Here is a 25,253-nt window from a genome sequence, read left to right on the forward strand (position 1 = left end):
CATACCTCTCAAAGTCAGTTAGTGATCCAATTAATCCATCAAGCTAATGCTGAACGGGATTGGATTACGCATGGTGTTGGCAACTGGAGAGAAATAGTTAGCGCGGGTTACAATCTCATCCAACTCTTCACGTGACGCATCGCCTTCAATTAGAACCTTCACACGAATCTCCTGAAAACCCATCTGTTCAGGCTCCATCTCAGCACCACCGGCACCCCATGCAGCAGGATTACCTATATCACCCTCTAGAAAAACTTCTAGTTTGCTCAGTTTTACTTGTTTCCAAGTCGCTACAGCAGTAATACCTACACACAAACAACCACCTAGGCCTGACAATACGATTTCACCCGGCGCTGGCGCTGTGTCTTCACCAAACAGGTGCAATGGCTCATCAACGACCACTTCATGCTGATTGATATGACTCACCGTACGGTACTGACCATCAGTGATGGTATGAACTTTGTTTGTGCCACGATTACCTGGGTTGTTAAGTCCCTTTTCTGCAAATGCCATCAAACCATCACGATCAATCGAACGTAGGTGGCTAGAAACAGTTTTTGGTGTCATTGCTGTATTCATGTTTTTCTCCAAAAGATTTAGCAGAACTGTATATTTTGTTATAAACATTTCAGATGTTTCTTGGATAATTGCACTAACAATGCCAACATTAATTAATTATTTAAAATCAATAACTTAAATTATTTTTTTGCATTTCCCTGTCTGTTTTATTTAGCATTGTCATAAATTGTAATATGGACATTGTTAAGCATTGTCACTTATCTAGCAGACATCTCCTTTTACCTAAACGACATCAACAACCTTAGAACTACAGACCGGACATAAAAAAACCCCAAACAGACGTTCAGGGTTTTTAATCAGCAACACATATTCTTTAACAAGCGTAAGGTAGACCCGTTTCTATAGGCAGGGCCTCATCCTCTGCCCACTCATTCCATGATCCGAAGTAGAGTTTTACATTATCAATACCTGCCGCTTTCAATGCCACCAACGTATTTGATGCTCTAGCTCCCTTAAAACAATAGATATAGACGTTACTGTCTTTATTAATACCGACACTTGCGCAATCCGCCAACACCTCTTCTGAGGATTTAAACACCGGCACAGCACCCGGCTTCATTAAGCGATACCATTCAAGCCAACGCGCACCAGGCAGGCGTCCCTTTCGTGAGGAGAAATCTTTTCCATAAGGGGAGGAGCTAGTGCCGACCCATTCATCAACATCACGCACATCAAGCAACACAATATCGTCATTGTCGATCGCTTTTAACACATCATGTTTATCTACCATCAAATCGTCTGCGCCATGATCCAACGGAAACTCTGCGGCAGTAGGTGTCATAACTTCCGTTGTCTCTTCTAAGCCTGCAGCTTGCCAAGCCTGAAAACCACCATGCAAAATAGATACTTTTGGATAGCCTAAATAAGACAACAAAAAGTACCCACGGCAAGATTGACCAAAGCCTGAGTTCATTGAGTCTTCATAAACAACCGCGGTCTCTTCACCAGAAAGCCCCGCATCACCAAACACACGGGCAAACTTACCTTTCAACTCCGCAATACCTTCAGGCGTCGAGGCCGCAAGAAAGGTAAAAATATCATGAATATTCACAGCACCTGGGATATGGCCTGCGGCAAACTGCTCTGGATTACGGGTATCAATAAGTACCACTTTCTCGCTATCAATCTTGTCCTGTAATTCTTGAGGCTCCAATAGAACTGTTGTCATTTTAAAACTCCAGAAAAGTATAATTTATAGGTATAAGTCCAAAATTGTTTGTCTTCCTGTAAATACCTATCAACAACTGTTCCAGCAACAATAATTCATATATAAAACAAATAGATAGAAATCATTCAAATGTTTTACAAGTCTATCAACCGCACCAACGTCCACCATTGTCAGTCAATGCCATTTGCGAATTATCATCCTCAACAAGAAAGCTGCGAGCACTAAGGCCTCCTTACTGAAAGCAATCCTTATAAAAAGAGGTTGGAATATACATTTGAAAAGAAAGAAGAAAGGCCCTGTTATATAAGCTATAAAGCTAGACAGCTATAGCTGTAATGAAGGGGTTGCAGCGCGGCGCTGGCACTCTAGATAGAAGCTGACAAGTACTATAAAGGGGGAATAACATCCCTATATTCCCCCTCTCCCTCACACATAATAAATTTATACTTTATTCGCGGCTAAGATTAAGCGGTAACCCAAGCTTTTCTATACGATACCTAAATTGTCGCGGCGACATCCCCAAAATAGCAGCCGCACGGGTTTTATTCCCTCCCGTATGCTTAAGTGCCTCTTCTATTGCGCCTGCTTCATCTTTACGCACCCAACTATAGGGCCTATTTTGGGTAGAAGCGTAAACCGATGACTGCGGCGATGAAGGCAAAGGTTGCGCCGGCAAAGCAGCTTCTGTCCGGTCAGTGGAGAAAGAAGCCCCTGCTGGAACCCTATCCGACGGCTGACCTGCCTCCAGATGTTCATTAATGGCGGACTCCTGCCGTAGAATCATCTCTATATCATTGATCGTAATCGTTCCCTCAAGACTAATTAATACCGAGCGCTTAATGACATTTTCAAGCTGACGAATATTACCGGGCCAATTATAGGTTTCTAAACGATCCATCACCCCTTTATCAAACACGGTATGGCGGCTATATTCGGTGTTTGCGCTAAGTAGAAAGTGACTTGCCAGTATTCTCACATCCCCAGCCCGATCTCTTAACGGCGGTAGATGGATAGGAAAAACATTAAGACGGTAAAAAAGGTCAAGGCGGAACGTTCCTTTATTAACCGCCTCTTGTAAGTTCTTATGGGTTGCCGTAATGATCCGTACATCAACAGGGATATCCTTAACCCCACCCACTCGCTGAATAACCTGATTTTCCAGAATACGCAGCAGCTTGGATTGTAGCTCCATATTCAGATCACCAATCTCATCAAGAAAGAGAGTGCCCCCGCTGGCGAGTTCAATCTTACCTTTTTTACTCGCAGACGCGCCGGTAAACGCACCCCGCTCATGACCGAACAGCTCCGATTCTAATAACTGCTCGGGTATAGCTGCACAATTGATCGCTACAAAGGGCTGATCCCTACGCGAGCTATTCAGATGCAATACCTGAGAAAAGCGCTCTTTACCTGTACCCGACTCCCCAGTTAGCAGCACAGTAACCACTGTATCTGCTACTCGGCTGATCTGCTTCAAAGCATCACGAACCGCTTGGCTTTCCCCTAAAATACCGTGGTTATTTTCGCCACTCTGATTTTGTAGCGCATCTTTTAGCTCCCTATTCTCCTCCTGTAGATAGCTAGTGCGCTCCTTAATCAAATTATTGATACTAATAATCTGTGCAATAAAAGTGGATAGAATACGTAAAATCATAAGATCACTATCGATCGCACGGGGTCGCATTCTTAAACGATGAGCAGCAAGCACCCCAATAGTGGAATTTCCATCCATAATCGGCACCGCCATATAGGCAACAACACCATCAGGCAAGGTCTCTCGATCAACCGCTCGGAATAGATAGTTTTGTTCTTCATCTATATTCTGAATGACCGCAGGCTGGCCACTTTTCATTACACTACCAGTAATCCCCTCGCCAATCTTGTAAACACCTAAGCGACGCTCCTCATCACGTAAACCATAGCTGTAACGAATCTGTAGATTTTCATTGGTCGCTGAAGGGAGTAATACGCGTCCTCGGTTTAACCCCAGCATCTGCGACATTAATCGTAACGTGCCTGAAATAGCGATTTCAGGCGTAGCAGACTGACCAATAAGTTTCGCCGATTCATGCAATACAGTCAGATCTGATGCCCCAGCATCACTCTCTGCATTTTTATTCACATCTGTTGAGTAATCCATAAGCCCTAACCTCTGCAACCCGAAAAACCGACTACAGTTAATCGGTATATTGCGATGACTATGCGAAAAGCCGTTATAAAAACGGCTCTGTCGTTTGGGTTATCCAGCAACCAACACTGGATAACCTGTACGCTGCCATTACTCCACATGCCAGTTAAAACGTTTTATTAAAACGCTACAGATCGTATCTAAACAATAACCGATCACCCCAATTACAAGCACTACTGCCGCTAGATAGTCATAAGCTAATGTGTCCCTAGCATCGTTAATTGCGTAGCCTAAACCACTAGTAACCCCTAGGTATTCAGCAGGTACAAGGACAACCCAAGCAACCCCAACAGCTAAACGAATACCTGCCATGACATCCGTCATAATTGCAGGAAGTATGATCCGGTGTAACATTTGAAAGCCTGAAGCGCCGAGGTTACGCGCCACCTTGAACCAGTTAGGGTCAATGCGACGTACACCATGCGCCGTTGAGAAAATAATCGGCCATACGGTTGCCATCACGATCAGGAAGATAATAGCCGAATCCCAGCTATCAAACCCCAGCACCGCAATGGGCATCCATGCCAAAGGACTAATCATGCGCAAAAACTGAAAAGGGACATTAGTGACTTTTAGAGCAGTGGCAAAATAACCCACCACAACACCCACAGGCACACCAATAACAATACCCCAAACCAATCCAGCCAAAATGCGATACAGGCTTGAACCTATAGGCTCCCAGACTTCGCCACTGCGCACTAAATCTATCAAGGCACTAAAGGTCGGTGCCGGAGCAAACGCTGAAAATGCACTTAGATCTGGGTCGGTCTCTATCATATAACCACCAACCCACCAAAGCGCGAGCAAGCAGGCAATACCCAGTGCGGGATATTGCAATGATTTAAGCCAGCCAAATAACTGAGGCATATTAGGTAGCACATTCGTTATAGCGATTGATTGAGTGTTGCTAGTGCTCATATCTTAACCACCTCTTCACGCTCAAATGGATTTTCTGCATCAAAGCCAGGCGCATTTTCCCAACCTGGGTGTTTTTCCATTGCGGCTTTAACAAAGCGGTAATCAACCAAGTCTTTAGCTACAAAATCTGCATCCAACTCTTTCAGGAAGGTGGTGTCGCCACTCACTAAGGTATGTTTAAGTTCATTGACTATAAGCTTCGTCGCCGATGGGAATGGCCATGGCTGGAAATCGATACGACCGCTGCCCCATTCAGGATTCTGAATCGCATCAGGAGTGGCATAATCCTCTTCGCCATACAATGTCATCGCACGCTCAACCACATTCGCTTTCATGGGGAGATAACGCTTGCCATCCCTAGACATCATATGGGCGACTTCTTTCTTGTTTTGCTGAGCATAGATCTGAGCTTTAACAATGGCGTTCATCACTTTTTGCGTCCATTCAGGATTAGCGTTCACCTGAACTTCATTCATACACACAACACAGCAAGGATGGTTACGCCACATATCACCCGTAAAGCGCAACATTTTACCGCCCGCTAACAACTCACCCGCAGCATTAAAAGGTTCAGCAACGATGAAAGCATCGATTTTTTTAGCGGCCAATGCTGGCGGCATATCAGGTGGTGGCATTATCTGAAGATTGACTTCATCTGCGGCAACGGTCTCCCCCTGCCCCTTAATAACAGGCTTAAGGCCTACATGACGTAACGCCATTTGCAACACAATATTATGCATTGAATACCAATAAGGTACGGCAACCTGCTTTCCACCTAGATCAGCAAAACCATCCGCTTTAACATGTTTCCCCACTACCACACCGGACCCATTCAAATGTGCCCAAGACATGATTTTGACGGGAAACCCATTGTTGTATCGCATCCAAATAGGAATAGGTTTAAGGAAGTGCACAAGGTTAAATTTACCTGCGGCAAAGCCTTCAACTAGAGGAGACCAACCGCGAATAAGGGTAGGCTTCTCTGATTTAAGCCCCTCTTCAGCAAAAAAACCTTTCTCATGGGCTACTAATAGCACCGTTGCATCGGTAATCGGTAGATAACCAATACGCACCACTTCGTCAGCAGGCGGTTGAATATCAGCCCAAGCAGGCATACTCGCTGAAAGCCCAAACATTGTGGCTAGTCCACCCATAGCAAGACTATCCATCATAAAGTCACGACGGCTCATCTCATATTTCTGTAGATAATCCTGATCTATGTCGGAAATTTCATTCTGTATAGATTTATGCTTTTTCATTGTGAAATCCTCTTAAAATTGGGTCGCTATCACGCGGCAGATTCGGCAACATCAGATTCATCTGAATCGACAGCTTTACGCCCTGCCAACCCGGTATCTGTGCCTTTAAACTGCTGCATTAATTCATCACGCATAGTTTGAAAGCCTGTATCCATGTGACGTCGCGGCCAAGGCAGATCAACCTTCTGCTCACCGACAATACGACCAGGATTTTGAGACATAATTAATACGCGATCAGCCATCGCAACCGCTTCATCAATATCATGGGTCACAATCACCATAGTTATCCCCCGTTCACGGCAGATATTAGGCACCTCTTCCTGAAGCTGAGTCCGGGTAAACGCATCAAGCGCAGAAAAAGGCTCATCCAAAAGCAGAACTTCCGGCTCGGTCGCTAGTGAACGCGCTAATGCAACCCTCTGCTGCTGGCCACCTGATAGGCTTTGCACATTGGCATTTTTCTTATCACTCAGGCCAACCATATCCAGTAAAGTGTCGACCCGTTCCTCCGCCTCAGCTTTTGGGACACCATCAAAAAGCAATCCCAATGCAGCATTCTCTTTCACACTCATCCAAGGATAGAGAGATGCTTTCTGAAACATCATGTTCCACTTTGCACTAGGCTTAGCCACCTGATGACTGTTGATACGTACACAGCCTTCGGAGGGTATTAATAAACCCGCCATCATGTGTAACAGCGTGGATTTACCACAACCACTTCGCCCAATCAGGGCAACCAGTTCGCTTGGTTCAATTCGATTTTCAATATCTTTCAGCGTAGGTTCCGCTGAAGAACTGAACCTATGTGTGATGAAATCAAGTGAGATAGATGCACCCATACTACGGCTCCGGTAAATTCATATTGATTTAGATCAAAGCATTTTTCGGGCCAAAAAAATTAAACCAATAAAAACAAGGGGTTAGTTATTTTCACAACCTAATAGCTATATATGACAAAGATAGACAATGTTGCGCAATGACTGCCTTTGTTGGTATGAGACAACTTTTTGGTGCGCTTTCTTATGCCAATCAAAAGCAATAATTGACACAAATAACGAAGAAATAGAATGAGGGGTAATGAAGTTTTTTAACCAAGAACGGGGTTATGCATACAGGGCGAGTAAGAGAGAACTCAGCCTTCTCGAATCAACTTATTTATCAGTAAAATTTAAGATTTAAAAAGACCCATTTTCTCATCATCACATCAGCTTACCGCTGATCAGATAATTTTATCGAGCTATTGAAAGCCCTATAAGAAAAACCCTAATCAACAAATTCCACTTTTAGATTTTATAGCCTATATTGGAGGGTAACCGTTTATTTAGGAACAAAATAATAATGAAAAAAAACATATTCCATAGTATCAGGTTCAAGTTATCAGCAGCGATGGTGATGCTGACTTTAGCTATATTATTAATCTCATTTTCTGCCAAATTACTAACCGATGAACTCAAAGATGGAGTTAATCGATTTGGCACAAATTACTTACCCGCCATTTCAGCTGTACTTAATGCAGACAGGGATCTGTATCAGGCCAAAGAAGCTGAATTAAATTACCTACTAGGTAAAAGAGACAGCTCAGTAAAAAAAGACTTCAATGAAAACGCTGACCAAGCCTTTGAACGCATGAATCAATACAGAGCGCTGATGAAGGAATATCCTGACATTATGCAGCAACTGGATACCTTTGACTCAGCCTTCAATAACTGGAAGACAAAAGCAGAACGAACTTTTACCTTAGTTGATAATGGACGTATAGATGAAGCTGAAACTTGGAGCGACCAGCAGGCGGGTCCGGCTTTTGCTAGTCTAAGAGGACTGTATGATTTAGCAGGTGAAGCTCTTGACACAAAATCGCGTAATAAACGTGAGCACCTCGCCCAAAGAATCGAAGAGGTCAGTCTCAGCTTAGGTATTTTTATACTTATTGTACTCACTATTGCTGGGGCACTCACCTATTTCACTCCTAAGCTATTAGTAAACAGCATTACACAATTAACCCACAGCATTAAAGAAATCAGCCAAGGCAATGGAGACTTAACGCTTAGAATAAACTCACAGAGAAAAGATGAGTTAGGCGAATTAGCTAGCGTATTTGATGATTTTGTCGCCAATTTAGAAACATTAATAACGGATATTCGCCAACGGGCATCATTAATGAATGCCGATGCTCAAACACTGCACGATTCCGCTAATAACAGCATGGCGATTGTTAATAAACAAAGCCAAGGTGTGGAGATGATTGCCTCAGCCGTATTTGAGTTTAATACAGCTATACGTGAAGTGGCTGAACATGCACAACAAACCTCATCCGAATCAGCTAAAACAGTAGATATCAGTAGTAATGGGCTCAACATTATTAATGACTCTGTAGTTCAAATTCAAAACCTTTCACACTCTGTATCAAACGCAGAACAAGTGATCTCTAAACTTGCCTTGGAATCAGAAAGCATTGCCTCAGTACTTGATGTTATCAGGGGTATCGCTGATCAAACTAATCTTCTTGCATTAAACGCCGCAATTGAAGCAGCCCGCGCAGGCGATCACGGACGTGGATTTGCCGTTGTATCAGATGAAGTCAGATCTCTAGCCAGCAAAACCCAAGCATCAACTGAAGAGATTCAATCAATGATTGAGAAGCTTCAATCGGGAGTAAGCAAAGCGGTTTCATCGATCAGAGACGGCTCATCGCAAGTATCGGCATCCGTTGAATTGGTAGAGAGCACACAAGAAATCTTAAATGCCATTGGCACATCCGCTAATCAGGTCAATGATATGGCGATCCAGATTGCCACAGCAACGGAGCAGCAAAGCCAAGTAACGGATGAGATAAACCAAAACTTAACGCACTTAAATGATCAAAATATGACAGCGAAAGAGCTCTCACAAAGCTCTTTAGGAATAGCCACCAGCTTTAAAAATATGGCTGAAGACCTATTTAACAAAATGAAACGGTTTAACGTAAGTTAAAGACAATGATGTAAAACGCTGGGGGAGCCAAACTCCCCCGACCTTATCCCTATTAGCTTTTCCCTCCAATCTAGTAGTCACCCTCCCCCTAACGCTGAAGTCATCCCTCCACAGCACTCGGCAAGTAAATACACTCTCCATAGAAAGGGAATTCATTTATCCCTTTGCAGAAGGAGACTAGTTTTTTAAATTTGAAGCTTAAACTTTTTGAATAAAAAAAACCGGAGCCCTTAGGGATCCGGTTAAGCAATTTGCTTTAATGACAAGAGCCTGTGCTTGGAGTATCCAAATCGATTTCTCCGATCCCTATAGGCGCTGAGGCCTGAACTCAGCACCTATAGGACTACACACACGAAATGCGATATTTCTAAAGCATGACGGCACAACTTGTGAGGGGAGCCTGCCGTCTGACGTGTTGATATAGATAATATACGAATGAGAATGATTTGCAACACTATTTACATAAATTCTGATAATAATTTAATCTTTTTTGTAAGCAGGCATAAATATAAAAAAAGCCGGACCAAAAGGTCCGGCTTATCTGGTTTAAACTGAATAGGTGAGCATTCAGCTTAAGACATTGATAATCGAGGGGGAGTATCAATGTTCGCTGAATCAACATGTGAGCATATGTTAATTCAGCAAGTTTCGGCAGTGTTGTGAGGTGAGGTCGTCCACTGCCTATCACTTATGAGCGAGTACGATATTATTGTAATTGAGAATGATTTGCAACACTATTTACAAAATAAAGTTCTCGTCTTTAACTGTGTAATTAGGAATAATCCTGCATAATCTGCATACCTACTATGCACAACACTAAGCAAACTATTTTAAGTATTTAAAGACTCATATAACCTTGGGCTTTAATAGAGCGCCACTAGATTAATGCAAACAAAAAAAATACAAGCCGATTTGCTTTTACTACTTGTCGCCATAATTTGGGGATTAGCGTTTGTTGCACAACGCTTAGGCCTTGAACTACTCGGCCCCTTTAGCTTCAATGCGCTACGCTTTCTACTAGGAGCCCTCTCCCTCCTTCCTTTATTGATGTTTTTCAAAGCACCATCCGATCACAGTAATAGACGATTATTAATAAGCGGTCTAGCAGCGGGCGGCGTACTTTTTCTCGGTGCGTCGTTTCAACAAGCGGGCCTAGCCTATACCACCGCAGGCAATGCTGGCTTTATAACCGGCTTATATATTATTTTTGTGCCTTTATTGGGATTGTGGATTGGACAAAGCACAACCATTAACACATGGCTAGGCGGCGGCATTGCCGTAATTGGACTTTACCTCTTAAGCTTTCACCAATTAACAGCGATAAATAGGGGTGATATTTTAGAAATATGTGGCGCAGTTTGCTGGGCAATCCATGTCCTATTAATTGCCAAGCTGGCACCTAAAGTGGACAATTTACGCCTCGCCATTCTACAGTTTTTAGTCTGTGCAGCCCTAAGCGGATTCACCGCACTGATATTAGAAAGTGAGCAATTTACCCTTAACAATGCAATTAACTCTTGGCTGCCTATCGCTTATGCAGGCTTTATATCCGTTGGCATCGCCTATACCTTACAGATCGTGGCGCAGAAAAACGCACCGCCTGCCCATGCCGCTGTCATTATGAGTTTAGAAGCTGTCGTTGCTGCATTGGGTGGATGGTTTCTCCTCGACGAAAGCTTCTCTCTCCTCGGTATCCTTGGCTGCAGCTTAATGCTCATCGGTATGCTGTTTTCACAACTGCCCTTAATATATAAAAGAGACAAATCTTATGCCTAAGTTAGAAAATATACCTACGAACATAATTACGGGCTTCCTTGGGGTAGGAAAAACCACCGCCATCAATGCACTTTTATCGCAAAAGCCTGAGAATGAAACGTGGGCAATATTAGTTAATGAGTTTGGGCAGATCGGTATTGATCAAGCGGTAATGGAAAAACCATCTGATGGTGTCGCAATTAAAGAACTTGCCGGTGGGTGTATCTGCTGTGCATTAGGGCCTGCATTAACCTCAACACTCGCTATACTGCTTCGTCGCTCTAAGCCGGACCGCTTGATCATCGAACCTACAGGTATAGGTCATCCTGCGGGAATTATAGATACCCTACAAAATGAAAATTTTCGCGATATTTTGGATCTTCGTTCAGTCATTTGTTTATTAGATCCACGTAGCTTAGATAATCCAGAGACGGTGAGTAATCCTACGTTCCAAGATCAAATTAATTTAGCTGATGTTATTGTCTTAAAAAAAACTGATTTAGCCACTGAGGCACAAACCTCCTTTGCTGAGCAGCAATCCAGCATGCTCTTCCCACCAAAACAAGCAGTGATAAAAAGCGTTAATGGTGAGGTGTCTCTTAATCTGCTTGATCTTATCGGTAAAGGAGGACGTCAGGCTCTCTTCCCTGATGCTCATTCGGACGCTGAAAGATCAACTTCCAATTTAGCTACACCGAATACGTCCAGTAAAGTCTCTTTACCTGCAGTTCAGCTGCAGCTGATACCTAAACCCGCTATGCCCTTCGTTAAAGAGGGACAAAGTAATGGGCTCTATAGTTGTGGATGGGTTTTTAATAGCGAGGATATTTTTAAGCTAGATTCCCTTAAAAGCGTCTTCAAGAGTTTACTGAAAATACAGCGTATAAAGGGTGTTTTCCATACTGACGAAGGCTGGGTGCTTTATAATCAGGTGATCGATGAGGCAACATTTTCACCTATTGCTTACCGTCGAGACTCCCGACTTGAGATAATCACTACCCAAGCATTAGCAAAGGAGGCTATCCAAAAATATCTGTTAGATTGTCTCTATACTTCTTAGCAGTATGTTTGAACCCTTTATGCGACAATTTGTCACTTCTCTTACCCACTATTTAACCAGTAAAATACAACAGCACTCGGGATAGCTATAGAATGAAGCAAACCAAAGGTAAAAGCCCCCATCTCCTTCAAGTGATGATCATCGTTGCAGCCATCTTTGGTTTAGGTTCTGTTATATATCTACCACAGCTGATGCATAATACCCCCCCACAAACGCGTATTTTGCAATCAACTCCCGGGTGCGAACTAACCCAATCATTCTGTAAAGCCAGTGATAGTACTGGGGCAATTAGCCTAAAAATTAACACCCCGACCATTAGCTCAGCTAAACCTCTGGAGTTTGAAGTAAAGCTTCAAGATATTGCCGCCGATCAAGTGATGCTAGATTTAAAAGGTCGAGATATGTTTATGGGCCTCAACCAAGTTATGCTCAACAAAGTCACTGGAGAACAAGACCTTTGGCGCGGAGAAGTCACTCTTGGGGTTTGTACTACAGGCACAATGACATGGGTGACCTCTGTTGTTACAGAGCATAAGGGAGAGCTAACCCAGGCCGATTTTTTCTTCGATGCTAAATAACACACAAGCCCAAATAATATTCAGTACAGGTAATTTATTGTGAAAACACTGCGTAATCTTCTTCTTTTAACCGCCGTTATGTTAGCGGGTGTTGCCATTGCTTTCTATTTTCGTCCCCAGCCGATCGAAAATAGAATCGCGCTGGGTGAACAACTAGGGGGAGACTTCACCCTTGAAAGCGTGCAAGGCCCACTTAAACTTGAAGACTATCGCGGCAAAGTCGTACTGTTTTTTATAGGCTACGCCTCTTGTCCTGACATCTGTCCAACCGCTCTCGCAGTTGCATCCCAGGGATTACATAATCTATCTGAAGAGGAACAAAAAGAGGTCGTAGGCATATTTATGAGTGTGGACCCTGAACGGGACAGCGTTGAAAAACTAGCGAAATACACTGCTTTTTTTCATCCTAATTTTATCGGTGCGACTGCAGATAGAGCCACCATTGATCAAGTGGTTAAGCAATATGGTGCATTCTATCGCATGGTAGATCTGGAAGAGTCTGCGATGGGATACGCTGTAGACCATTCATCCAAACTCTACCTAATTAATCGTGAAGGAGAGCTTGCTAAAGCACTTCCACATGCACTACCACCTAAAGAACTTGCTACCGAAATTCGTAATTTATTGTAAAAGGAATCGGAAATGATTAAGACATTGATAAGTCGTGCATGCATCATCGGCACTTTAGGGTTAACGGCAATCCATGCATCTGCCGACGTAACTATTGAAAACCCTTATGCCCGTGCCGTCCCTCCAGGGCAAATGAATAGCGCGTCGTTTATGGTAATACACAATACCGACTCGAAAGCTGTTTCTTTGCTTTCTGCAAGCTCCAGTGTTGCTGAAACAGTTGAACTACATAACCATATCAACGAGGACGGCATAATGAAAATGCGCCAAGTTGATCAAATAAAGTTACCTGCTGAAGGTAAAGTCAGCCTACAACCGGGTGGCTATCATGTCATGCTAATTGGTCTTAAGCAGGATTTAGTTGAAGGAACAGAGATTGATATGACGCTAACGTTTTCTGACGGTAGTAATCAACAGCTAATGCTTCCTGTGCAAAAAATCATGGCCGGTATGACAGAACATAAACACCACCATTAAATCGATAGTACCAATAAAAAACCGCCATTAGTGATAACCGGCAGTTAATAAAAAAAGTCCTGAATCTTCAGGACTTTTTTTATTGGTACTCTATATAAATTGGGCCCTAGTTGACGTTAAAGCCTTAAAATTTTTTTGATCCCATTAACAATCTCTTCACACTTATTGACCTCTAACGCATCCAGATGAGGAGTAGAAAAATGCCCTAGATCATTATCGAAATACCCACCCGATTTGCTTTCAAACTCATCATCAAGAGCTAAACGCATCAAAATATGTGCGCCTTTAGCAACATCTCCACCCTCAACGCCAAAGTTATCTTTTACCATTTTACTACCCAGCATTGAACCTGGATTAACAGCGATAACTATTGGGCTATCTGCCTTCTGAGCTAATGCCTTAGACCACATTGTAAGCGCCAATTTACTTTGTGCGTACGCAGAAAAATCATCTTCGACAACAACATTCCCAATTAAAGCATTAATATTAACGGTGGCTTGAGCTGCTGATGAGAGGTTAATAACACGCCCCTTTTCACCAAGTAAGGGCAGTAAGCTATGCGTCAACAAATAGGGCGCTATTGTATTAACAGCAAAACGAATATCTAGCCCCTCAAGGGTTGTATTATTTTCTGCTCGGAAAACCCCTGCATTGTTAATCAACACATCGATCTTCCCATGAGCCGCCTTCACAGCTTCAGCTAAAGCGATCACTTGTGACATCTGAGAAAGGTCAGCAATATAAGTGTCTATACTATCTGCGACTTCACCCTCACCTTTTAGGGTTGATGGATTAGCAATAAGCGCCTGTTTAGTTTTAGCAAGCTTCTCTGCATTTCGACCATGCAGTAAAACATGGTGCCCTTGAGCTACTAACATCTGAGCGGTTTTTAGGCCGATACCATCAGTCGCCCCCGTGATTAGGATAGTTTTCTGCATTATTGTTCCTTTATGCCTTAGCTGGATATTAAAACGGAATGCCGTGGCAACACTTTAGCATTCCGCTTAACATTTCATCTCTATTTAGAAACCTTCAAGAACAATCTTGCCGATGGAACGACCATCTTCTAAAGAAGCATGTGCCGCTTTTAAGTTTGCAGCATTAATCCTGCCTAAATTTCTACCTAAGGTTGTTTTGATATAGCCTTGATCCACCAAATCAGCTACGGCACTAAGTAAACGGCTCTGCTCAATCATATCATCGGCTTGGAACATAGAACGGGCGTACATAAACTCTATATGTAAGGATAAGCTCTTAGGCTTCATTTTCATCACATCCAGAGGCGTTACAGGATCATCAATCATTGCGATCCGGCCAAAAGGTTTCAGCAGCTCCACATAAGTTTCAAAATAGGTGTCAGTACTATTTAAACTCGCAATATGGGAAACTTGGCCTATACCTAAGGCTTCAATTTGCGGTGGTAATGGTTGGGTATGATCCACAACATAATCAGCTCCGAGTTCTTTCACCCATGCTTGTGAACTCTCCCGTGAGGCCGTACCAATCACTGTTGCACCGGTTAGAGTCTTAGCTAATTGAACTAAAATGGAACCAACCCCACCGGCCGCTCCGATAACCAAAATCACTTCTTTAGATTTTGTATTAGCGCCAATAGATTGTTTCTTCAACTCAAGATGTTCAAACAGTATTTCCCAGGCAGTAATTGTCGTCAAGGGAAGTGCTGCAGCCTCGGCATCGGACAGGCTCTTAGGTTTATATCCAACCAAACGCTCATCCACTAACTGATATTCAGCATTACTACCCTGTCGATTCAGATCACCTGCGTAATATACTACATCACCCGCTTTGAACTGGGTTACCGCCTCGCCTGTTGCAACAACTTCACCAACCGCATCCCAACCAATCACTTTATACTTCTCATCTTCGGAAGGAACATTTTGACGAATTTTATAATCCACCGGATTAACCGCGATCGCTTTAACTTTAACTAGAAGGTCTTGGCCTGTTGCAACGGGCTGATCTAACTCAATATCAAGTAAAGATCTGTCATCAGCAATAGGTAGGTTTTTAATATATCCAACAGCTTTCATAATATGTATCTCCAATTCATCTGCCCCAACCATGGGATTTTATTCTGTTCAGCCGACCGATTAACAAACGCGGTACAACTAAGAACTGACTGAAAAGAAGTTTAAAGCTTGATTAGAACCTATTAAACAGGATAATAATGGAATCATTATCAAATATAATTTGAGAATATGTTATTAGAAGATCTTCAGGTTGTGCTTAAAGTCGCTGAGTTTAAAAGTATTACGGCTGCTGCAACTAATCTAGATATGCGTACAGCTACCGCTAGCGCTGCCTTAAAACGGGTAGAAACATCACTCGGCGTTGAGCTGTTTGTACGTACCACTCGTCACCTTCGTATTTCCAGTGCGGGCGAAAAATATCTCCCTTTATGCGAACAAGCGATGCTCATGCTTGATCAAGCACGACAAAACGTAAAAGGCGATTTAGATATTATTGACGGTGAGTTGAGAATCGCTATTCCATCAGATCTAGGGCGAAATCTACTCAATCCCTTGTTAGATCAGTTTATGGAAACTCATTCTGACTTAAGTATTCGCATTAACATCAGTGATAGTAATATAGATTTTTATCGCGACTCAGTAGATATGGCATTTCGTTATGGTTCACCAGAAGACAGTAACCTTTATGGATTTAAGATCTGTAATGTTCCCGGCTTACTCTGTGCGACAGAGGAGTATTTAGAAAACAATGGCACACCTCAACATCCCCATGATCTTGTGTCTCACAATGGGTTGTTTTACCAACTACATGATGTGATTCATAATGTTTGGACCTTCAGGGACGATCAGAATAATTACAAGATAAAAATGAGTGGCAATCGTGCATCAAATGACGGTGATCTGGTACGACGCTGGTGTGTCGCGGGGAAAGGACTTGCTGTTAAATCTTGTCTTGATATGTCAAACGACTTACTTAATGATCGGGTCGTCAATGTCATGCCCAACTTCAAACCTCGCTCCAGCGAACTCTGGTTAGTCTGCCCCACTCGGCAATCAATTACACCAGCAGTAAGATTACTGCGCGACCATGTAAAACTAGAATGCACAAAAGTCTTACAGCTGCTCATTGATAAAGGTGTGCTAGATAAAAGTGTATTAAACTGATCAATTAATAAAACAGTGTGACTTAAAGCTTAAATTCGTTTTTTGATAAAGGTTCGCGATTATTGTGGATTCGCAAAGCCTCAACCAGCATACCCACTCGCTCAGGCAAGCCATGATCCAGTAATCCATGAACCATTTTGAGTACATTTTCTTGGAAGTGATCACTTGCGCCTATCTCCGATGATAAGTTATCGGCGCTAAAGTGAAAGCGATGACCTGCAGCAACTGAAAGAATCCATTCATAGGCCTGAGGGCGAACCTCAACCTTTTCAAATTCTCTTTGTTCTTCAGCTGTACGACCATCTGGCTTATACCAATAACCAAAATCCACCAGCTCTCGACGTTTAGCTCCGGCCACACACCAATGGGAAATCTCGTGTAGTGCACTGGCGAAAAAGCCATGAGCAAAAACGATTCGGTTATGCGGTGAACTATTATCCGCGGGAAGGTAGATAGGCTCATCCTCCCCTTTAATTAACACCGTATTATAGCGATCGAAAAAAAGTTGATTAAACAGACTAATCAACTCATCTACATTAGGTTTGTTTGTAAACGTTTTTTGCACTAACCACTAACCTTAGTAATTAACATAAGATTGCCACATATTCTCTCTTAACCACCAGGTTTCACCGGTAATACGATCAATCCTAGCAGCAACATAACCTTTGCCATCACCATCTGCACGCAGTAAAACCACTTCATATTCCGCCGTGCCTGTCGCACCACTTTCCTCAAGAAGGTTCCATGCCCCTTGGTCGGCTAACCAAGCCTCTCCCGTAAAACGATGATAGCGTATTAAAATCCACTGATCCTTTGCGGTATAAGCAGAGACTATACGATAGGAACCATCTTGCACTTGACTACTTAATTCGTTAGCCATCATCGTTATCTGGTCTAATACGCCATTAAAAGCATCAGGTGTGGGTGCTGCCTGCGTAGAATCAGGGGAATCGGATTGAGCCAATGAGCCTTGCAGATCTGTTTTCAAGCTTTGAATCTGTAAAGAAAGTGCTTGGTTCTGTTGCTGTAATTGGGCAGCCTGAGATTTGATTTGTAGCAAATGATCCTGCACGGCCGTCAAACGATTACCGACAACATCTAGTTTTTCACTAGCATTAGCTCCGGGTAAATCTGAGGCGGATTCGCTTTTACTTTTAGGCGACGCATTAGCCTCTGTTGATTGGCTATTTTCGGCAGCGGCCTCAGTCGATGGGTCGGTTTTTACGCCTGCCGCATTACAAGCAGTTAACCCGATTAAGACTAGAGATAATACAGATGTTCTAAGCATGCTTTTTAATGGTTTCACAATTTCTCCCCTGAAGCAGATCTGGATTATTTCGCTTGGCGGGTATTTAAACAAAAAAGGAGGGATTCTGCTATTTTTCCATATGCTACTCCCAATAAAAAAGCCCCTTCTTAATCGCTAAAAAGGGGCTTCCACTCTGTTTGACCACCTAAACGTTATGACACCATTTTAGCGTAATCGGCTATTCCTGGATTATTACCCACATTTTTCAAAATAGGTGTATTCAATTTATCAATACGTGCGACCTCTTTATCACGTAAGTGATCAGCCACTACATCCCAAATAATCGGCCCCTCAGATTGGGAACCTACCGTCGCCCAGCCTGATACTGTATAGGTTTTATTCGCATCAATACGCTCACCATTATCGAGCGTCATTTCACTAATACGTTTACCTATAGGTTGCATAGGGTCGCAGATATAATCAAAACCACCAACACGAACCATATCGCCACCAGACTGCAGATATGGCTCTGGATTAAAGATATTATCTGCCACATCTTCCAGAATTAACTTAAGCTCTGAACCTTTCATCGGTCTCACATAAGTTTCAGGATAGGTCAGACAGGTTTGATCTAAAACATGCTCCATAGTAATCATCTGTCCTTCAAGGACTGAGGTTCCCCAACGGAAACCTGGGGACAATGATATCTGAGCACTATTAACATCCATTAACGCATTACAGATTAGCTGGTCAAATGTCCCATTAAAGTTGCCTCGACGAAACATCACTTCATCAGCAAGCGCCAGCTCTTCAGTTAACCATCCCAGATGAGGCGCTCGAATATCATTGATAAGCTTAGCCATGTTTGGCTCAGGTGGTAGCATCTCAGAAAACACCGGCATCAATCGGTAGTTGTAACTATGCACTTTCCCCTTGCGTAGATCGAGGTCCATAACACCTAGGAATTTACCATTTGAACCTACATTACATACAAGTGTTTGGCCGGTAGCATTTTTAACTGTAGTGGGTTGCGGCATGCCATCATGTGTATGCCCACCTAGAATAACATCGATACCCGACACTCGGCTGGCCATCGCCAAATCTACATCCATACCGTTGTGTGACAGAACAATAACAGCATCAACGCCTTCTTCAGTACGCACTTTATCAACTAAAGCCTGCATCTCGTTATCATAAATATCGAAGGTCCAATCAGGGATAAAACGCGCTGGGTTGGCTATCTTAGTGCGAGGGAAAGCTTGCCCAATAATGGCAATACGTGCTCCACCTATCTCTTTAATCGAATAAGGCTTAAAGACATGACCACTATCTTCATCAAAAATATACTCATCAGCCCCATCAAAAAGCGCATCTTCTGTTACAAAAACATTGTTGGCGAGGAACTCACCGTTGAAGGCTTTTATATTATTAAGGATCTCCTCTTGGTGGTAAGTAAACTCCCAATGACCGGTCATAACATCAACACCGAGCTCATTAGTAGCTTTAACCATATCCATACCGCGCGTTTTAAATGCGGTGCCTGAACCTTGCCAAGTATCCCCACCATCTAATAGAAGTGTACTTTCCGATCCATAATCTTGGCGTAAGCGATCCACTAAGGTTTTAAGATGGGAAAAGCCGCCGACTTTTCCGTAACGGCTAGCAGCATCACCAAAATTCAAATAGGTAAATGCGTGTGCTTCAAGTGACCCTGAACTAATTCCAAAATGATTAAGCAGCTTATCACCCACAAGGTGAGGTGCTTGACCATAGGCTTTACCAATTCCCAAATTAACATTTGGCTCACGAAAATAAACAGGGAGTAACTGGGCATGACAATCGGTCATGTGTAGAAGACGAACATTACCACTTTTAGGGATTTCATATAGATCTGAAGGCTGTTTCTTTGCGGCAAAACCTGTTGCAGGAAGAACCCCCGCAGCGCCCGCCATACCTAACAAACGAGCAAATTCACGGCGTGTCATCGACATAAATAATCACCTCTTTTGAGGAAAAAAAACCTGCTGCGTAGAACCTCAGCAGGTATTTTTAAAAGTACATTATGAGAGAGCAAACCGATTATGTTTGCTCTCTGGACGATATTAGCGCTTCCCTATTGAGGAACGGCAAGATGCCAATTCGCCTGCGCATAATGATACTGCTGAATACCCATTCGTGCGTGATATTTAGCTTGTGCCGCTAAATTAAGAGCTTTTTGATAATCACCCTCATCAATCGCCGTTTGAGCTTCTTTTAGAAGACCTCGAGTCAGTTTCCATTCGTAACCTAGCTCAGCCACTTCAGCATTTTTCGCCTTAGCTTTGTCCAATAATGCCTCAGCATTCGCCTTAGTCGCTTTAACAGCGGCCTCAGCCTCCTCTTCATGCTGAGTTGTATACTGCTTTCCCTGCCAGGTAAAAACATGATCTTTACCATACATAGCACGGTTCATCTCAAACGCATCTTGAAAGCTTTCAGCTGCGGCAAATGTTGGCGCAAGCGCCAGAACAGCAGCAATAATTAAACCTTTATTCATGTTGCTACCCTCCTATTACTTACGTGCACCAGGGCCATTAGCCACAAGACCGTTAGACATATAACTCTGGAAATACTCCAAGTTACGGAACTCCTCAGCTTGAGGTTTCAATGGGTGTGAACGAGAATCTCTATGACAACCACTGTAACGACGGTGCAAAGTACCTAACTCTCCCCATTTAGAGCGGAAAACAGGAAAATGAGTCACATGTCCTAATTGAGGACCCGGTAGGTCTGCACGAATACGAATATTCGAGCCTTGAAGGTGACAATTTGCACAAGATAGGTTCAACTGACCACGCTTAGAATAAAAGAACTTCTTACCCTCTAAATAGGCAGCTTTGGCTCTAGGATCGTCCTCAGGAATCTGTATATCAAAAACCTTATCCCGTGAAGTCCATGCCATATAAGCTGATATTTGAGCTATCGGGCCTTTAGACCATTTAAGCGCTTCCTCACCATTCTTCACTCGGCACTCATTGATCTCTTGCTCAAGTGTTTTAACCGTACCTTCTTCCTTATTCCAGTACGGATATTTATGGCGAATGCCTATGCCTCCGTTTTCAAAGCAATCCGCATAACCTTTCCCGTTTGCAAAGGCTGTGTTGAAAAGCTCTTCTCCTTGCTCTACATCAAATTCATAAGGAGGGAACTCTTCAAGTTCTACCCACTGTTCCCTTGAATCCGCATCAACTGAATAGATACCATTTACATAATCTGCTAATTCCGTATTAGGGAAGCGAGATTTGTAATATTTTTGTAACGCAATCCTATCCGCCTCTGGATCGACCGTTTGCATGTCGAATCCAGTATCCGCTGCGTAAGTCATTTGTGTTGCAGCAGCAACCGTCAAACCCAGCGCTAATTTTCTTATTATTTTCATCATTCACCCCAAAGCATTACCCAGTACTGGATATTTGCTAATTATTTTACTTTGGCAGTTTCTGTAGCCGTCTCACCTGTGTTTTCAATCCAAGTCATGGTCAGGTCATCACCTGCCGCACCACCTGCAAAGTTAAACGCAAAATAAGGGTTTTTAGATACTGCGGTTCCAAGGTTAGCGACAAAAACCTCTTTACCTGCATGCATGATTTTCAGCTCCTGCAAGAACTTAGCAGGGATCAATTCACCGGTTTTCTTATCTTTGCGCTGGCCGCTTTCCATGATGTGCTTAGCCATCAATTTAACTTTGGTTTTATCACCAGAAACCTTCGCTTTAACTTTTAAAATGCCCTTAGCCATGATTCATACCTCTGTATTAGCTTAACTGGATTAACCGCCACAACCGCCGATAGTAACTTTTACTTCTTTTGAAGCGCTATAAAGCTTTCCATCAGCTTTAACAACGGCGGTTACCTTAGAGGTTTTGCCCATACGTAAACGTGTAGATACATCAGCATCTGTGCCTGCTGGAATAATGAATTCAACAACAAGTGGGTTTGGGTTGTGCTCAACAAAAATACTCATTGACTCAACATTCGCTAAACTAGAGCGAACAGTGACAGGGACAACGGCACCATTTTCTGCGATATCAGGTGCTTTTAATGTCACCTCTGCACTTTCTTCTGCTGTACCACCAAGCAACTCTTGCATAGCAGTCTCTTGATCTTCTGCTTTAAACGCACTCTGTGTCCATGCTGCCATTGCAATACGTGGTACCAATACACTAGCACCCACCAAAGCTCCACTTGCAGCAATCGCTTTTATGACTGAACGACGATTTATGCTCATTCTAAATTTCCTCTTTCTTCACCCATTTTGGGAGATCAGAACTGGTAGATATACTCTACGACAGCATCAATTTCTTCTTCTGACAAAATCCAATGCTTCCCTACTGGAGGCATAATTGTCAGAGGATTGTTTTTACTTGCATCCCAAATTTGGGCACGTAATTTACGTTTATCTGGAAAACGGGTTTTCATCGAAAGTGTCGGTGGCCCTTGATGCCCTGCCAAATTCGCATCTGGATCAGCGATGGTATGACAAGAGATACAGTTACCCCGAGACTTATCCATATAAACGGCTTTCCCCAATGCAATCTGATCATCATGATTATCAGCTGCAGCGGAACCCGCTGTAACCATAGTCAATAAACCAGCCGCACAGAGAGAGGTGCTCAGCTTACGCATTATTTCTCCTCCGGAGTTCTGTCTAACGACAGTATTTTTATTGTTATAAAATGCCCATGTGGGCGATAAAATCTAGTTAATTACTAGATTTTATATATTAATGAGGCTTACTGGCTAGATTCAACCATGTAAGCCACTGCTTGTTCAACCTGCTTATCACTAAGATCGACTCTCCCACCTTTAGGTGGCATCACACCGGTATCACCCGAAAAGCCATTAATGGCATGATCAAGCAGCACTGGCATCCCTTTTTTAATACGAGCAGACCAAGCGTCTGAATCACCAAATTTGGGGGAACCTGTTAAACCTGATCCATGACAAACCTTACAAGCCCCTTCGTAAGTTGTTTTCCCTGCCAACGCTAATTCGGATAGTGAGGCCGCTTCAACAGTGTGTTGCTCCGCAATCGCTTCGCCTGTAATACTAGCTTTACGCTGTTTCTCTTCCTCTTGCTCTTTCTCCATCTGTGCATCATGAGATGCAGCGGGTGCGTCAGCACCTTGAACAAAGTGACCAACAGGCGTTATCCCCTTAAGAGTTCCTGTAATCATAAGCTTTTTAGGATCTGCACAGTTCTCCATACAACGCTTATTTTGCACATCAGGGCGCGGATCTACAAAGAAGTTGTCTTGGTTAGGCATCTCAATGCTCGCTAAAGAGTCTTTTGTTAATACAAACTCGTCCTCAACGATCTCATTTAAATAAAGCACATAAGCCGTAACATCATAAACTTGCTGATCTGACAACGAGCGGGGCGCAGTAAATGGCATTGCACGTCGAATATAGTCGTATAGTGTAGACGCATATGGCCAATAAGAACCAACCGTTTTCGTGGGACGTTCATCTTTAAGGGTTCCCTGCCCTCCAGCAAGAACGGGCCAGCGCCCCTCACCTTCACCAAACAAACCATGACAAGTAGCACAACGCTCCTCGTATAAGACCTCACCCGCTTCGACCGTGCCACGCCCTTCCGGTAAACCTTTCCCGTCAGGACGGATATCAATATCCCAACCCTCGATCTGCTCAGCCGTTGCTGTCTCACCAATGTCAAATTGGCCAGCATATGTAAATCCGCCACTTAGGCTCAGCGTTACACCTAAAGTAAGTGCAATTAGGGGCGTTTTAATATCAAGTGATTTGAACATTTGTAATCTCCCCTGTTGGTGCAACCTTCCATGTGTGAATAGAGTTTTTGTGGTAGATCGAATTACCACCACGAACTTCACGTAACTGACCTAAGGTCGGTTGAACATAGCCTGTTTCATCAACAGAGCGAGACTGAAGAAGCCAAGGCTGGCCGTTCCACTTAGTCACCAAACTAAAGCGAGTTAATGATTTATCCAACACAAGCCCTTTCAAATTTGCTGGCACCCAAGTGACACCGCCATCAAAAGAGATATCTACGTGTTTTACCTTTCCCCTCCCCGACCAAGCTAACCCTTCTATCTCGACAAACCCAGGTTTAACTAATGGGTTTTCTGGACATGGTGTTGTAATAACGGAATTTGCCTCTTGAACAAAGGTAAACTTACGTGCGCGACCATCCGGCATTAGATCTGTATATTTAGATGTTTCTTCGCGGTGGTACCAGGGTTGGTCACCTACCTCTAAGCGACGAAGCCATTTGATTGAGGTATTTCCTTCCCAACCGGGGTTCAATAATCGTAAAGGGTAACCTTGCTCAGGGCGTAACATTTCACCATTTTGCGCATAGACAACAAGCGTATCATCCAAGGCTTTTTCTAATGGTATTGAGCGGCTCATATGCGCACCATCGGCACCTTCCGCTAAGATCCACTTCCCTTCTGGTTTAACACCGGCCTCCTCTAGCAATACACGTAAAGGTACGCCCGTCCATTCACAACAACTCAACATACCATGAGTGAACTGCAAGGCTTCCATTTGAGCCCCTTTCCACTCCATTCCACCATTAGCCGGACATTCGATAAACTTAATTTCAGAAACCGATGGAAAGCGCATAAGGTCTTCCATGGTAAAAATAAGTGGTCGCTCAACTAAACCATGAATAATTAAACGATGTTCATCAGGATTAACCTGAGGTACGCCCCCATGATAACGTTCAAAAACAAGTCCATTAGGCGTGATGATGCCTTTTAAGTCTTGTAGAGGGGTCATTGAGATAGATGCGATAGAATCTGCCGTTAACCATGGAACGGTACGACGTACGACATGTTTTTCAAACTGGGACGGTGATCCATAAGGCTGCTCTACGACACCGTGGCCTAACTGTTTGCCCCAAGCGGGTTCATTAGGGGGAAGGTTTGCTTTATTAATTTCTGCAGCAATGGAACGACCTGCAAATGTTGTTGCAGCTATTCCTGCCGCTGCGGCTACCCCTTTTCGCAGAAAGTCTCGACGATCACTAATAGATAGATGTTCAGATTCTTGAACCATCTGCTCCATTAGTTCACGCGTACTTGGCCCTTTGATAATCTTCGACATTGATGCCTCCAAGTGGCGTACTCAAAGCACTTATTATTTTTATATTATCTTTGGGTATAACTATATGCCATTGCCGAATATACAAGAATGCGACCATCGTATAAAACTAATATATGAATTGCTTATATAAAAACTGTATA

Annotated in this window: 25 protein-coding genes; 7 read left to right on the plus strand and 18 right to left on the minus strand. The window is 43.2% G+C overall.

What is annotated here, in order from left to right:
• Positions 1 to 30: 30 nt before the first annotated feature.
• The 6 genes from Q4486_RS05740 to Q4486_RS05765 all read right to left on the minus strand — a co-directional run bounded on the left by Q4486_RS05740 (position 31) and on the right by Q4486_RS05765 (position 6,951).
• Positions 31 to 579, minus strand: coding sequence for an OsmC family protein (locus Q4486_RS05740; protein WP_126158097.1), 549 nt, complete (start codon positions 577 to 579; stop codon positions 31 to 33).
• A gap of 313 nt (positions 580 to 892) precedes the next feature.
• The gene (locus Q4486_RS05745; protein WP_303518699.1) at positions 893 to 1,747 is read right to left on the minus strand and encodes a sulfurtransferase; all 855 of its coding nucleotides are present in this window, start codon (positions 1,745 to 1,747) and stop codon (positions 893 to 895) included.
• Positions 1,748 to 2,195: 448 nt separating this feature from the next.
• Positions 2,196 to 3,887, minus strand: coding sequence for a sigma 54-interacting transcriptional regulator (locus Q4486_RS05750; RefSeq protein ID WP_303518701.1), 1,692 nt, complete (start codon positions 3,885 to 3,887; stop codon positions 2,196 to 2,198).
• Positions 3,888 to 4,025: 138 nt separating this feature from the next.
• A complete protein-coding gene (locus Q4486_RS05755) occupies positions 4,026 to 4,853 on the minus strand; it encodes an ABC transporter permease (RefSeq protein ID WP_303518702.1) in 828 nt (275 codons plus the stop codon).
• Positions 4,850 to 6,112, minus strand: a complete 1,263-nt coding sequence (locus tag Q4486_RS05760) for an ABC transporter substrate-binding protein (protein WP_303416755.1) — start codon at positions 6,110 to 6,112, stop codon at positions 4,850 to 4,852. The genes Q4486_RS05755 and Q4486_RS05760 overlap by 4 nt, the downstream gene beginning before the upstream one ends.
• Positions 6,113 to 6,141: 29 nt before the next feature.
• Positions 6,142 to 6,951 (minus strand): ABC transporter ATP-binding protein, encoded by an 810-nt coding sequence (locus Q4486_RS05765; protein WP_303416757.1) that lies wholly within the window; start codon positions 6,949 to 6,951, stop codon positions 6,142 to 6,144.
• A 499-nt stretch (positions 6,952 to 7,450) separates the two neighbouring features.
• Here Q4486_RS05765 and Q4486_RS05770 point away from each other — a divergent pair, with 499 nt between their 5' ends.
• From Q4486_RS05770 to Q4486_RS05795, 6 genes are all read left to right on the plus strand, one after another.
• Positions 7,451 to 9,082 carry a methyl-accepting chemotaxis protein gene (locus tag Q4486_RS05770; protein ID WP_303518704.1) on the plus strand — a complete coding sequence of 544 codons (1,632 nt, stop codon included), beginning with the start codon at positions 7,451 to 7,453 and terminating at the stop codon, positions 9,080 to 9,082.
• A gap of 885 nt (positions 9,083 to 9,967) precedes the next feature.
• Positions 9,968 to 10,858, plus strand: coding sequence for a DMT family transporter (locus tag Q4486_RS05775; protein WP_303416760.1), 891 nt, complete (start codon positions 9,968 to 9,970; stop codon positions 10,856 to 10,858).
• Complete coding sequence (locus Q4486_RS05780) at positions 10,851 to 11,897, plus strand: GTP-binding protein (protein ID WP_303518706.1); 1,047 nt, start codon at positions 10,851 to 10,853, stop codon at positions 11,895 to 11,897. Before Q4486_RS05775 ends, Q4486_RS05780 begins: the two co-directional genes overlap by 8 nt.
• Positions 11,898 to 11,989: 92 nt before the next feature.
• Positions 11,990 to 12,475 (plus strand): hypothetical protein, encoded by a 486-nt coding sequence (locus Q4486_RS05785; RefSeq protein ID WP_303416762.1) that lies wholly within the window; start codon positions 11,990 to 11,992, stop codon positions 12,473 to 12,475.
• A 39-nt stretch (positions 12,476 to 12,514) separates the two neighbouring features.
• Positions 12,515 to 13,105: an SCO family protein gene (locus Q4486_RS05790; RefSeq protein ID WP_303518708.1), complete on the plus strand. Its 591-nt coding sequence runs from the start codon at positions 12,515 to 12,517 to the stop codon at positions 13,103 to 13,105.
• Between the two features lie 12 nt (positions 13,106 to 13,117).
• Positions 13,118 to 13,582 carry a copper chaperone PCu(A)C gene (locus tag Q4486_RS05795; RefSeq protein ID WP_303416765.1) on the plus strand — a complete coding sequence of 155 codons (465 nt, stop codon included), beginning with the start codon at positions 13,118 to 13,120 and terminating at the stop codon, positions 13,580 to 13,582.
• Positions 13,583 to 13,698: 116 nt separating this feature from the next.
• Here Q4486_RS05795 and Q4486_RS05800 read toward each other — a convergent pair whose 3' ends face one another.
• Complete coding sequence (locus Q4486_RS05800) at positions 13,699 to 14,520, minus strand: SDR family NAD(P)-dependent oxidoreductase (RefSeq protein WP_303518710.1); 822 nt, start codon at positions 14,518 to 14,520, stop codon at positions 13,699 to 13,701.
• A gap of 84 nt (positions 14,521 to 14,604) precedes the next feature.
• Positions 14,605 to 15,633, minus strand: a complete 1,029-nt coding sequence (locus tag Q4486_RS05805; protein ID WP_303518712.1) for a zinc-binding alcohol dehydrogenase family protein — start codon at positions 15,631 to 15,633, stop codon at positions 14,605 to 14,607.
• Between the two features lie 168 nt (positions 15,634 to 15,801).
• Between Q4486_RS05805 and Q4486_RS05810 the strand changes: the two genes are divergently transcribed.
• Positions 15,802 to 16,737 carry a LysR family transcriptional regulator gene (locus Q4486_RS05810; RefSeq protein ID WP_303416770.1) on the plus strand — a complete coding sequence of 312 codons (936 nt, stop codon included), beginning with the start codon at positions 15,802 to 15,804 and terminating at the stop codon, positions 16,735 to 16,737.
• 22 nt (positions 16,738 to 16,759) lie between these two features.
• Here the strand turns inward: Q4486_RS05810 and Q4486_RS05815 are convergent, their stop codons facing one another.
• From Q4486_RS05815 to soxC, 10 genes are all read right to left on the minus strand, one after another.
• The gene (locus Q4486_RS05815; RefSeq protein WP_303416772.1) at positions 16,760 to 17,302 is read right to left on the minus strand and encodes an elongation factor P hydroxylase; all 543 of its coding nucleotides are present in this window, start codon (positions 17,300 to 17,302) and stop codon (positions 16,760 to 16,762) included.
• Between the two features lie 12 nt (positions 17,303 to 17,314).
• Positions 17,315 to 18,043, minus strand: coding sequence for a hypothetical protein (locus Q4486_RS05820; protein WP_303518714.1), 729 nt, complete (start codon positions 18,041 to 18,043; stop codon positions 17,315 to 17,317).
• 155 nt (positions 18,044 to 18,198) lie between these two features.
• Positions 18,199 to 19,977: a thiosulfohydrolase SoxB gene (gene soxB, locus Q4486_RS05825; RefSeq protein WP_303518716.1), complete on the minus strand. Its 1,779-nt coding sequence runs from the start codon at positions 19,975 to 19,977 to the stop codon at positions 18,199 to 18,201.
• A 122-nt stretch (positions 19,978 to 20,099) separates the two neighbouring features.
• The gene (locus Q4486_RS05830) at positions 20,100 to 20,522 is read right to left on the minus strand and encodes a hypothetical protein (protein ID WP_303416778.1); all 423 of its coding nucleotides are present in this window, start codon (positions 20,520 to 20,522) and stop codon (positions 20,100 to 20,102) included.
• A gap of 15 nt (positions 20,523 to 20,537) precedes the next feature.
• A complete protein-coding gene (gene soxA, locus Q4486_RS05835) occupies positions 20,538 to 21,404 on the minus strand; it encodes a sulfur oxidation c-type cytochrome SoxA (RefSeq protein ID WP_303416780.1) in 867 nt (288 codons plus the stop codon).
• Positions 21,405 to 21,445: 41 nt separating this feature from the next.
• Entirely contained in the window at positions 21,446 to 21,763 is a 318-nt protein-coding gene (gene soxZ, locus Q4486_RS05840; protein ID WP_303416782.1) for a thiosulfate oxidation carrier complex protein SoxZ, read from the minus strand.
• A gap of 30 nt (positions 21,764 to 21,793) precedes the next feature.
• Positions 21,794 to 22,252 (minus strand): thiosulfate oxidation carrier protein SoxY, encoded by a 459-nt coding sequence (soxY, locus tag Q4486_RS05845; RefSeq protein ID WP_303416783.1) that lies wholly within the window; start codon positions 22,250 to 22,252, stop codon positions 21,794 to 21,796.
• A gap of 35 nt (positions 22,253 to 22,287) precedes the next feature.
• Positions 22,288 to 22,650 (minus strand): sulfur oxidation c-type cytochrome SoxX, encoded by a 363-nt coding sequence (soxX, locus tag Q4486_RS05850; protein ID WP_303416785.1) that lies wholly within the window; start codon positions 22,648 to 22,650, stop codon positions 22,288 to 22,290.
• 107 nt (positions 22,651 to 22,757) lie between these two features.
• On the minus strand, positions 22,758 to 23,795 hold the full coding sequence (locus Q4486_RS05855) for a c-type cytochrome (protein ID WP_303518718.1): 1,038 nt from the start codon (positions 23,793 to 23,795) through the stop codon (positions 22,758 to 22,760).
• Positions 23,779 to 25,113, minus strand: a complete 1,335-nt coding sequence (soxC, locus tag Q4486_RS05860) for a sulfite dehydrogenase (RefSeq protein WP_303518719.1) — start codon at positions 25,111 to 25,113, stop codon at positions 23,779 to 23,781. Before soxC ends, Q4486_RS05855 begins: the two co-directional genes overlap by 17 nt.
• Positions 25,114 to 25,253 lie beyond the last annotated feature (140 nt).

The sequence above is a fragment of the Neptuniibacter sp. 2_MG-2023 genome (genome assembly GCF_030547495.1).
Taxonomy (GTDB): Bacteria; Pseudomonadota; Gammaproteobacteria; order Pseudomonadales; family Balneatricaceae; genus Neptuniibacter.